This window comes from Streptomyces sp. NPDC003720, from assembly GCF_042875075.1.
Classification (GTDB): Bacteria; Actinomycetota; Actinomycetes; order Streptomycetales; family Streptomycetaceae; genus Streptomyces.
In genome coordinates this window covers 247,140-257,350 of sequence record NZ_JBIANZ010000003.1, presented here as the reverse complement: position 1 = coordinate 257,350, position 10,211 = coordinate 247,140, and the positions used below count along the sequence as shown (strand labels likewise).

Below are 10,211 nucleotides of genomic sequence, written 5' to 3'. Positions count from 1 at the left end.
TGACGTGCGTTCCGCACCGGCCGTGGTCGCGCCCTGGGTACGGACCCGGCTGCGGGCCTCCCCCGGCGCCGCACTCGCGCTCGCGCTGCTGGTCGCGCTGACCGCGTGCCTGGCGGCCGCGCTGCCGCGCGCGGTGGACCGGTACGAGGACGCGGGCCTGCGGCAGGCCCTCGACCAGGAGGGCCCCGACCACACCACCGTACGGGCGACCTCGTCGACACCCGAGTACGGCACGTCCGGCGAGGACCCCGCCGTCCCGTTCAGCCCCGGGGTCCTGGAACGGCAGTACCGGAAACTGCTGCCCGTGGTTGACGGTGCGGTGCCCGTCGACCGCGCCCGGTCGGCGTACGGCGTGACCACCCAGGGAGGCAGCACGGCGACCGAACCGTGGCTGCCCCGCCCGACCGGCCTGCCCGCCGAGGTGACACTGGTCGCGCAGAGCGGCCTGGCCGGACACGTGCGCGTCAGCGAGGGCCGGCTGCCGCGTGCCACGGGCCGGGTCGACGCGGACGCGCGCCGGACGGAGGCCGCCGTCTCCACCGCCACCGCGAAGACCCTGCACATCAAGCTGGGCTCGGTCATCCGCGTGCCCAGTGTCGACGGCCTCCTCTCCGTCCGCATCACCGGGATCGTCGCCCCCCGCGACCCGGCCGGGGCCTACTGGTCGACGGTGCCGCTGCTGCGCACGCCCACGCTGGAACGGCTGCCCGACCCCGGCCCGCCGCAGACCTACTGGCACGGCGCGCTCCTGCTCTCGCCGAAGGCGACCCTCACCGTGATGGGCACCGGCAGGAACGCCTTCCGCTACTGGCACTTCGCTGCGGACACCCGCGGGCGGCACGCCCATGACGCCGGCCGGCTGCGGTCCGCCGTCGCGTCGCTGGAGTCCGGCCCGGGTCTGCGGCAGGCCCGTTCTCTCACCGATCCCGACCTGGACGTGGACACCGGTCTGGACGACGTGGTCATCGCCTTCGAGCGGCTGCGCTCGGGCGTGTCCCCCCTGGTCGGGGTGGCCGCCGCCGGCACCGCCACGGTCGCCGTCGTCGTCCTGGTCATGGCGGGCGGCCTGGCCGCCGACCGGCGCCGCGCCGAACTCGCCCTGCTGCGTGCCCGGGGCGTCTCCCTGCCCGGCCTCTTCGGCCGGCTGCTGGCCGAGACCGCCGTGGCCGCCGTGCCCGCCGGGGCGGCGGGTCTCGCGGCCGCCCGTGTCCTGCTCCCCGGCGCCCGCGACGCCCACTCCGTCGCCGCCGCGCTCGCCGTCACCCTGGCCGGCTGCGCCGCCCTCCCGCTGCACGCCGCTCTCGCCCACCGCTCGGTGCGGCTGACCGTCCCCCGGGAGGACATGGTCTCGGCACGCCCCTCCCGCCGTCGCGCGGTCGCCGAACTGACCCTGCTGGTGCTGGCGGCCGGGTCGGTGGCCACCCTGCGCGGCAGGGGCACCTCGGCAGGCCGACTGGTGTCCCTCGCACCGGTGCTGACCGGCGTCGTCGCGGCCCTGCTGCTGCTCCGCGTCTACCCGCTGCTGCTGCGCCGCCTGGCCCGCCCGGCCGGCCGGCTGCGGGGCGCGGTGGCCCCGCTGTCGCTGGCCCGCGCCGGCCGCACCCGCGCCTCGGCGGTACTGCCCCTGCTGGCCCTGCTCACCGCCCTGACCACGGCGGCCTTCGGCGGCTCGGTCCTGGCGGGTGTGGCCGAGGCCCGCGACAACGCGGCCCTGCTCACCGTAGGGGCGGACGCCCGCCTGGACTCGGCCACCGCGCTGCCGGCCGGCCTCGCCGCCCGGGTACGCGCCCTGCCCGGGGTCGGCGGGGTGACCCCGGCGGCCATCACCTACGAGGCGACCCCGACGGACGGCGTGGAGACGGTGCCGCTGGTGGGCGTGGACCCGCCCGCGTACGCCGGGCTGACCGCCCGGACGGGGCTCGGCGCCATCACGGCGGACCAGCTCGAGGGGCGGGACCCGCACTCGCTCCCGGCCCTCGCGTCCCCGGCCGTCGCACGGAACCACGGCATCCGGCAACCCTTCTCGGTGCGGCTCGCGGACGGGAGCACGGTCACCGTCCGGATCACCGCCGTCCGCGACCGCACCCCGGCGGCTACCGCCGGCGACTTCCTGGTGGTGGACCGCGCCGGGCTCCCGCCGTCCGCCGCCCGGCCTACGACGCTGCTGCTGACCGGCGCCCACCCGGACGCCGCCGCGCTGCGCCGCACGGCCCCCGCCTCGGCCACCACCCGGGTCCTCGCCGAGGAACGCGCCGGGTACGCGGACTCGCCGCTGCAGGCCGGCGCCGGGCGCGTCTACAAGGCGGCGGTGGCGGCGGGCGCCGGCTTCGCCGTCCTCGCCCTGCTCCTCGCCCTGCTGCGGGCGGCCCCGGAACGCGCCGCGCTCCTCGCCCGGCTGCGCACCATGGGGCTCACCCGGGCCCAGGGCCGCCGCCTCCTCGTCCTGGAGTCCCTCCCGCAGGCCCTCCTCGCCGCGGCCGGCGGCATCTTGACCGGCTGGGCCGCCATCCGCCTCCTCTCCCCCGGCATCGACCTGACGACCATCGCCCTCGCCTCGTCCCAGACCCCGGTGGGCAGGGCCGTCCTCCGCCCGGACGCCTGGTCCCTGGCCCTCCCGGCCCTCGCGGTGGTGGCCCTGGCAGCAGCGGTAGCCACCACCCAGGCCTGGTGGACGACCCGCCGAAGCTCGGTCAGAGAACTCCGAGCGGGAGACCCCCGATGACCCCACCCCCCGCACCCGGGCACACGTCCCCCGCCGAAGCCCCGGACACAGCCCCGGACACGCCCGCCGCCCCACCTGCGGGCATGCGTGCCGCTAAGGGCGGCACGGGTGGGCGATGGGGGTCCCCCCGCTCGAGCGAAGCCGAGAGTGGGGAAGGCACCCCGCAAGCGCGGGCAAGCGGAACGCCCCCGGCCGACACCGACCCCCCGCACCCGCAAACACCGGCACCCGAAACACCCTCGTCCGGCACCGTCACCGCACCCCCGCAATTCCCCGCACACGAAACACCCCAGCCCCGGCAGCACAGGGCACCCCAGCAGGAGACCCCATGACAGCCGACCCCACGAGTACAGACACCCCGCGAACAGACACCACCCTCACCGACCTCACCACCCGCCTCACGGAGTCCCGCAACAACCCCGCCTACGGCCACGACGCCCTCATCACCTGCGACCGCCTCGTCCGCATCTTCTCCGCGGACGGCATCGAGGTGCAGGCCCTCCAAGGCCTCGACCTACTGGTCCGCGAGGGCGAGTTGATGGCCCTGGTCGGCGCCTCCGGCAGCGGCAAGTCCACCCTGATGAACATCCTCGCCGGCCTGGACACCCCCACCGCCGGCGGAGCCCACGTCGCGGGCCGCGACCTGCTCACCATGACCGCGAAGGACCGCCTCGCCTACCGCCGCGAGGTCGTCGGCTTCGTCTGGCAGCAGACCTCCCGCAACCTCCTGCCCTATCTCACCGCGGCCCAGAACGTCGCCCTGCCGCTCCAGCTCTCCGGCACCCGCGTACGCCGCCGCGCCCGCGCCGAACGAGCCCTGGAACTCCTGGACCTGCTCCAGGTGGCCGACTGCCGCGACCGGCGCCCGCACGAGATGTCCGGCGGCCAGCAGCAGCGCGTCGCGATCGCCGTGGCCCTCGCGAACGCCCCCGCGGTCCTGCTCGCCGACGAACCCACCGGCGAACTCGACTCCCAGACCGGCGCGCAAATCTTCGACGCCTTCCGCACGGCGAACGAGACCCTCGGCACCACCATCGTCATCGTCACCCACGACCAGACGGTGGCCGGCGAGGTCCGCCGCACGGTCGCCATCCGGGACGGCCGGACCTCCACCGAGGTGCTGCGCCGCAGCGAGGTGGACGCCACGACCGGCCACGAGACGGTGGTCGCCCGCGAATACGCCATGCTCGACCGCGCGGGCCGCCTCCAGCTGCCCGCCGAGTACACCAGGGCCCTGAACATGCGCGACCGCGTGGCCCTGGAACTGGAACCGGACCACATCGGGATATGGCCGGACGACAGCGGCGAGGTATGACCAGGAGAGGAAGCGGCCCGCGACGGAGGACCGGCGGCCGAACGGCAACGGGACACAAAGCCGCCCCCAGCCGCCCCGGCCGAACCCCTCAGCGCACGCTGACACCCAGCGCGCCGAGCCCCGCCCGCCGCACGGCGACGGACCCGTAGGGCGTCCGCAGCCTCAGCCACGCCCCCGAGGAGAACAGCCCGGTGTCGGCCGCGCCGGTGCCCGGCCGCAGGAAACCGAGGGACTGGGCCGCGTGCACGGCCCGGACGGGAAGCGGGGTGTCCCCGACCTCCCGGGACCAGATGTCCCGCCCTATGCCGTCCAGCTCCGCACGGGTGCGCCGCTCCGGCGGCAGCTCCTCGGTACGGGACCGGAACTCGGCGACGGCCTCGGCGACCGTCGTGCGCAGCGCGTCCGGCACGGGCAGCCCGGGCTCGGGCCGCCAGCCGCCGCGCGGCGGCAGCACACCGGCCCACGGCGGTCCGGTGACCGCGGCCGGCACGGCGGCCGTGGCCGCCCGTTCGTCGACGGACTCCAGGAGCTCACCGGCCGAGACGGTGACGTCGAGCGTGACGTCCAGCCCGTTCTCGTACGGCTTGGCGAGCCGCACCGCGCGGATCGTCAGCACCTCGAAGGACGGCGGCCGGCCGAACACGGCGAGCGCCGTACCGGCCGCCTGCAGGCGCACCGCGGCCCCACGGTCGTAGTGGAGCAGCCGGGAGAGGAAGGCGGCGAGGTCGGCCGCCTCCGTCTCGTCGGCGAGGTGCAGGACCGTCATGCGGCGACGGCCTCCTCCGAGGACTTCGCGTCCTCGGCGGCGTCCGTGTACTCCTGGAGGAACTCCCGCTCCTCCTGGGTGATCCGGCGCGGCCGCTGTGCCTCGAAGTCGAACGGCACGATGACGGTGGAGGCCCGTACGTAGACGAGATCCCCGTCCTTCACCTCGTAGGAGATGGTGAAGGACGCGGCACGGATCTCGGTGACCCACAGCTCGATGTCCACCGGGTGGTGCCGGTGGACGAGCTGCCGCTTGTAGTCGATCTCGTGGCGCGCCACCACGGACCCCTGCTTGAACTCCTTGTCCGGGCGGAACAGGAAGTCGATACGGGCCTCCTCCAGATAGCGGAGGAACACCACGTTGTTGACGTGGCCGTACGCGTCCATGTCCGCCCAGCGCAGCGGGCAGCGGTAGATGTGGCGCAAGACCGATCAGCCCCGGGTCAGCTTCTTGTAGGTGGCACGGTGCGGACGCGCGGCGTCCGCGCCGAGGCGCTCGATCTTGTTCTTCTCGTAGGACTCGAAGTTGCCCTCGAACCAGAACCACCTGGACTCACCCTCGTAGGCGAGGATGTGCGTGGCGACCCGGTCCAGGAACCACCGGTCGTGGGAGACGACGACGGCGCAGCCGGGGAACTCCAGCAGCGCGTTCTCCAGGCTGCTGAGGGTCTCGACGTCGAGGTCGTTTGTGGGCTCGTCGAGGAGCAGCAGGTTGCCGCCCTGCTTCAGGGTCAGCGCCAGGTTGAGGCGGTTGCGCTCACCGCCGGAGAGGACGCCGGCCGGCTTCTGCTGGTCCGGTCCCTTGAACCCGAAGGCGGACACGTACGCGCGCGACGGCATCTCGACCTGTCCGACGTTGATGTAGTCGAGCCCGTCGGACACGACCTCCCACAGCGTCTTCTTGGGGTCGAGGTTGGCGCGGCTCTGGTCGACGTAGGAGATCTTGACGGTCTCGCCGACCTTGATGTCGCCGGAGTCCGGGGTCTCCAGGCCCTGGATCATCTTGAACAGCGTGGTCTTGCCGGCGCCGTTCGGGCCGATGACGCCCACGATGCCGTTGCGCGGCAGCGTGAAGCTGAGGTCGTCGACGAGGACCTTCTCGCCGAAGGCCTTGTTGAGCTTGTCGACCTCGACGACGACGTTGCCCAGACGCGGGCCCGGCGGGATCTGGATCTCCTCGAAGTCCAGCTTCCGCATCTTGTCGGCCTCGGCGGCCATCTCCTCGTACCGGGCGAGACGCGCCTTGGACTTGGCCTGACGCCCCTTGGCGTTCGACCGCACCCACTCCAGCTCTTCCTTGAGCCGCTTCTGCCGCTTGGCGTCCTTCTGGCCCTCGACCTTCAGACGGGTGGCCTTGGTCTCCAGGTACTTGGAGTAGTTGCCCTCGTAGCCGTGCAGGCGGCCGCGGTCGACCTCGCAGATCCAGCCGGCCACGTTGTCCAGGAAGTACCGGTCGTGGGTGACGGCCACGACGGTGCCCGGGTACTTGGCCAGGTGCTGCTCCAGCCAGTTCACGGACTCGGCGTCGAGGTGGTTGGTGGGCTCGTCGAGGAGCAGCAGGTCGGGCTGCTCGAGCAGCAGCTTGCAGAGCGCGACGCGGCGCTTCTCACCACCGGAGAGGTTGGTCACCGGCCAGTCGCCGGGCGGGCAGCCCAGCGCGTCCATGGCCTGCTCCAGCTGGGCGTCGAGGTCCCAGGCGTTGGCGTGGTCCAGCTCCTCCTGCAGCTTGCCCATCTCGTCGAGCAGCGCGTCGGAGTAGTCGGTCGCCATCAGCTCGGCGATCTCGTTGAACCGGTCGAGCTTGCCCTTGATCTCGGAGACGCCGTCCTGGACGTTCTCCAGGACCGTCTTCTCCTCGTCGAGCGGAGGCTCCTGCAGCAGGATGCCCACGGTGTAGCCCGGCGACAGGAACGCGTCGCCGTTGGACGGCTGCTCCAGACCGGCCATGATCTTCAGCACGGTCGACTTACCGGCGCCGTTCGGGCCGACGACACCGATCTTCGCTCCCGGCAGGAAGCTCAGGGTGACGTCGTCGAGGATCACCTTGTCGCCGTGCGCTTTGCGCGCCTTGCGCATGGTGTAAATGAACTCAGCCAAGAGAAACCGTCCGGCAGCTTGAAATCTGGCAGTGGGCAGATACACCCCATCTTGCCGTACCGCCACCCCTAGGCGGAAACCCGTCTGCTCCGGGCGCTCTGAGCTGGGGTTTCACAGGTGGCAGCGGTGACTCGTCCGTCAGCGTCGGGCGCCGCCGGTCGGCCCCGGCCACCGTCGCAAGGCCATCCGGCTGCACGGATACCGGGTCAGGGTCCGGGAGCCGCGCGAAGGGTGGGGCTGAGCGGTCCGTCCGCGCCGCGCATTGGGCCCTACGGCCCGCTGGTGGGGAGCTATGGCCCAGGCCGGGTGACGACTCACCGATCCATCCTGGCATTGACACAGTCGTCTGCCGAGGGAAGTGATCGGCATGATGTGGTACGACGGCGGATGGGGCTGGGGCGGCTGGTTCGTCATGACGGTGTCCATGGTGCTGTTCTGGGCCGTGCTGATCGTCGGACTCGTCGCGCTGGTGCGCTACCTCGCCGGTACGCGTCATCACCGGCAGCCGGGCCCGCAACCCCCGGCCGGCGAGGGCTGGGGACAGGAGCGGCGGGCCGAGAGCCTGCTCGCCGAGCGGTTCGCACGCGGCGAGATCGAAGAGGACGAGTACAGACGCCGGCTCGCGCTGCTCAGGGAGCACCGGTGACCAGGCGTGGCGGCCGCGGGGTCTGGCCGGCGGTCGCCGTCGCCGCGGCGGCCCTGGTGCTGGGCATCGTCACGACGGGTCTGATGGCCGCGTCCGGAGCCTTCCACCGGACGGCGCCGGCGTCCCTGCGGGCCGGGGGTGCGCGGTGCACCGCACCGGCCGCTACAGGCGCTGGGGTCGACGTGACCGTGTGGGACTCGGGCCGCATGATGACGGGCCCGAACCGGCCCGCGCCGAGCACCGGTCGTCCCGGCCGGCACGGCATGGGCATGATGCGCCTGGTCGTCCATCCCACGACGGTCCCGGCGGGGAAGGCGACGCTGCGGGTGGTCAACGCGGGAACCGTCGCACACGAGGTGATCGTGCTGCCGCTGCCGGCGGGCCGGGCCGCCGGGGACCGCGCCGTCGGATCCGACGGTCGGGTGTCCGAGGCGGGCAGTCTCGGCGAGGCGTCCCGGACCTGCGGCCGCGGCGCCGGGGACGGCATCGCCGCCGGCTCGGCGGCCTGGACCACGGTGACGCTGCGGCCGGGCCGCTACGAGCTGCTGTGCAACGTCCCCGGCCACTACGCGGCCGGCATGTACGCGGAGCTGGACGTCCCCAAGTGAGCACGGAGGACCCGTCCGTCACCGCCGTCCGGCACCGCCGTTCGCCGGCGGCCGGTCGCGGCCGGTCTCCGTGCTCGGTTCGGATGACGCCGTGCGCCCGGTCGAGTGTCTTCCGGGCGCGCCACGAGCGGGACACCGGCGTCGACGGGTAGGTCGCTTCGAGCAGTGCGTGATCGGGAGCGACGAGGAGATCAGCGATGTACGCAGTGGTTCGGCGGTACGAAGGGGTGACGGATCCTGCCGAGGCGGGCCGCCGGGTGGACGAGGGGTTCGTACCCCTCCTGCGCCAGGTCCCCGGATTCGTGGCCTACTACTGGGTCGACGCCGGGGGCGGAGTGATGCTCTCCACCAGCGTCTACGAGGACCAGGGCGGAGCCGACGAGTCGGTCAAGCGGGCGGCGGACTTCGTACGCGACAACCTCGCGTCGCTGCTCCCCAACCCTCCGCAGGTCACGGCCGGCGAGGTCGTCGCCGCCGGGTGACGACAGCCGCCGGCGGGCTGGGCGTGGCGGTTCACCGGAGGGCCCGGCCGACGATCGCGCCCAGGTGGATCACCACGCCGACCGCCACCAGCCAGGACAAGATGACCATCACGACGCCGATGGGCCCGTACTTCTGCTCGTTGGCCACGATCGCCGCGGAGAAGTAGCGGGCGGAGAAGAGGCCGAGGCCGGTCCAGCACACGCTGGTGACCAGGGCCGGCGGGAGGAGGGCACGCCAGGACACCCGCCCGGCGAGCAGCGCGTACATGCTGCCCCACCAGAAGACGACCGCCCAGAGGAAGCCTGTCAGGCCGGTCAGGAACCAGCCGTGGAGCACCCTGACGAAGGCGGCCTGAGCCGCCGCGTAGGCGAACATCCCGGCGAGCCAGACGAGCCGGGCCGTGGTCTTCCACTTCGCGTTCTCCGGGATGTCGAACAGCATCCGGTACCAGCTCTGCAGGGTGCCGGCCACGGCCAGGACTCCGAGCAGGAGCAGTACGGCGCTCGTCCCGGTCAGGGTGTACGAGGTCGTGGTGGGCGCGAACAGGGTCGCCACGGCCTGGGCCGCCTGCTCGTTCAGCCCCAGCCAGCCGGCGATGACCGCGGCCGTGTCCTGTCCGGCCGCGGCCGTCAGGATGATCAGGAACGGGAAGAAGCACAGCAGCGCGAGCGCGGCCAGCTGGAACGAGTGCCCGAAGAAGTCGACCGCCGAGAGCCGGACCCACAGCCGGCCCGGCCCGCTCTCCTCGAAACGGCGGAACCCGTCCTGCCACGCCTGCTCCGCACGCCGTCGGAGGCCGGTGTGTGACGGGTGGGGTGTCTTCCTGCCGTCGTCCATGCCGTGATGCCCCAGGGTCCGGTCCGCCATCCGCCGGATGCGGGATCCCCCCTGAGTGACGGCGATCGCGAGTCAAGCGTAGGCACCCCCCTGTGCGGGTGCGCGTCGAAGCGGGCGGGCGGGGTGAAATCACCCGGGCCGAGTGATGTCACCGCTCCTCGCCAGGCGCACTGTGGATCCGCAGACGTCGTCCGGAGCCCGGGGAAGGACGAAGGGAAGCGCCCTCACTGATCGCCGGACGCAATCGCCGGACGCAATCGATCGAGGCCCAGAAATGACCACGACACACACCACACAGGCCCGCAAGCAGCAGTGGGCCGGCGGGTTGATGCTCTTCGCCGCCGTCATGCTGATGATCGCCGGAGTGATCGACATCTTCCGCGGCATCATGGGGATCGCCGCGGACGACGTGTTCATCACGACACGCGGTTACGTCTTCCGGTTCGACCTGACCGGCTGGGGCTGGGTCACCCTCATCCTGGGCGCCGTCGCCGTGGTGATCAGCCTGGGGCTGTTCCAGACGGCGAAGTGGGCGCGGATCTCCGGCATCGCCGTGGCCGGGCTGATCATCCTCGCCAACTTCCTGTCCCTGCCGTACTCCCCGCTCTGGTCCACCCTGATGATCGCCTTCGCGGGCGTCGCCATCTGGGCCATGTGCGTGGCCCAGCCCGGGGAGACCGGCCCCGGCGGCGGCACGCCGCGCGCCGGCTGACCGGCGGCGGCACACGACTCACCCGG

At 72.9% G+C, this 10,211-nt stretch carries 10 protein-coding genes; 6 read left to right on the top strand and 4 right to left on the bottom strand.

Going from position 1 to position 10,211, the window contains the following annotated elements; genetic code table 11:
• Positions 1-4: 4 nt before the first annotated feature.
• Together ACFYU0_RS10090 and ACFYU0_RS10085 are read left to right on the top strand one after the other, a co-directional pair.
• Positions 5-2,722, top strand: a complete 2,718-nt coding sequence (locus ACFYU0_RS10090; RefSeq protein ID WP_389299935.1) for an FtsX-like permease family protein — start codon at positions 5-7, stop codon at positions 2,720-2,722.
• Between the two features lie 328 nt (positions 2,723-3,050).
• The gene (locus ACFYU0_RS10085) at positions 3,051-4,037 is read left to right on the top strand and encodes an ABC transporter ATP-binding protein (protein ID WP_389299378.1); all 987 of its coding nucleotides are present in this window, start codon (positions 3,051-3,053) and stop codon (positions 4,035-4,037) included.
• A gap of 88 nt (positions 4,038-4,125) precedes the next feature.
• Here ACFYU0_RS10085 and ACFYU0_RS10080 read toward each other — a convergent pair whose 3' ends face one another.
• The 3 genes from ACFYU0_RS10080 to ettA are packed head-to-tail and all read right to left on the bottom strand — an operon-like array spanning position 4,126 to position 6,899.
• Positions 4,126-4,803, bottom strand: coding sequence for a hypothetical protein (locus ACFYU0_RS10080; RefSeq protein WP_351659132.1), 678 nt, complete (start codon positions 4,801-4,803; stop codon positions 4,126-4,128).
• Positions 4,800-5,228: a thioesterase family protein gene (locus tag ACFYU0_RS10075; protein WP_351659130.1), complete on the bottom strand. Its 429-nt coding sequence runs from the start codon at positions 5,226-5,228 to the stop codon at positions 4,800-4,802. The genes ACFYU0_RS10080 and ACFYU0_RS10075 overlap by 4 nt, the downstream gene beginning before the upstream one ends.
• Before the next feature lie 6 nt (positions 5,229-5,234).
• A complete protein-coding gene (ettA, locus tag ACFYU0_RS10070) occupies positions 5,235-6,899 on the bottom strand; it encodes an energy-dependent translational throttle protein EttA (RefSeq protein ID WP_351659127.1) in 1,665 nt (554 codons plus the stop codon).
• A gap of 367 nt (positions 6,900-7,266) precedes the next feature.
• Between ettA and ACFYU0_RS10065 the strand changes: the two genes are divergently transcribed.
• The 3 genes from ACFYU0_RS10065 (at position 7,267) to ACFYU0_RS10055 (ending at position 8,635) form a co-directional block, all read left to right on the top strand.
• A complete protein-coding gene (locus ACFYU0_RS10065; RefSeq protein WP_351659124.1) occupies positions 7,267-7,545 on the top strand; it encodes a hypothetical protein in 279 nt (92 codons plus the stop codon).
• A complete protein-coding gene (locus tag ACFYU0_RS10060) occupies positions 7,542-8,153 on the top strand; it encodes a sulfocyanin-like copper-binding protein (RefSeq protein WP_389299373.1) in 612 nt (203 codons plus the stop codon). The genes ACFYU0_RS10065 and ACFYU0_RS10060 overlap by 4 nt, the downstream gene beginning before the upstream one ends.
• A gap of 197 nt (positions 8,154-8,350) precedes the next feature.
• On the top strand, positions 8,351-8,635 hold the full coding sequence (locus tag ACFYU0_RS10055) for a hypothetical protein (protein ID WP_389299370.1): 285 nt from the start codon (positions 8,351-8,353) through the stop codon (positions 8,633-8,635).
• 31 nt (positions 8,636-8,666) lie between these two features.
• Here the strand turns inward: ACFYU0_RS10055 and ACFYU0_RS10050 are convergent, their stop codons facing one another.
• Positions 8,667-9,503, bottom strand: coding sequence for a ribonuclease BN (locus ACFYU0_RS10050; protein WP_389299368.1), 837 nt, complete (start codon positions 9,501-9,503; stop codon positions 8,667-8,669).
• A gap of 244 nt (positions 9,504-9,747) precedes the next feature.
• Between ACFYU0_RS10050 and ACFYU0_RS10045 the strand changes: the two genes are divergently transcribed.
• The gene (locus ACFYU0_RS10045; protein WP_351659113.1) at positions 9,748-10,185 is read left to right on the top strand and encodes a hypothetical protein; all 438 of its coding nucleotides are present in this window, start codon (positions 9,748-9,750) and stop codon (positions 10,183-10,185) included.
• The last annotated feature ends 26 nt before the right edge of the window (positions 10,186-10,211 follow it).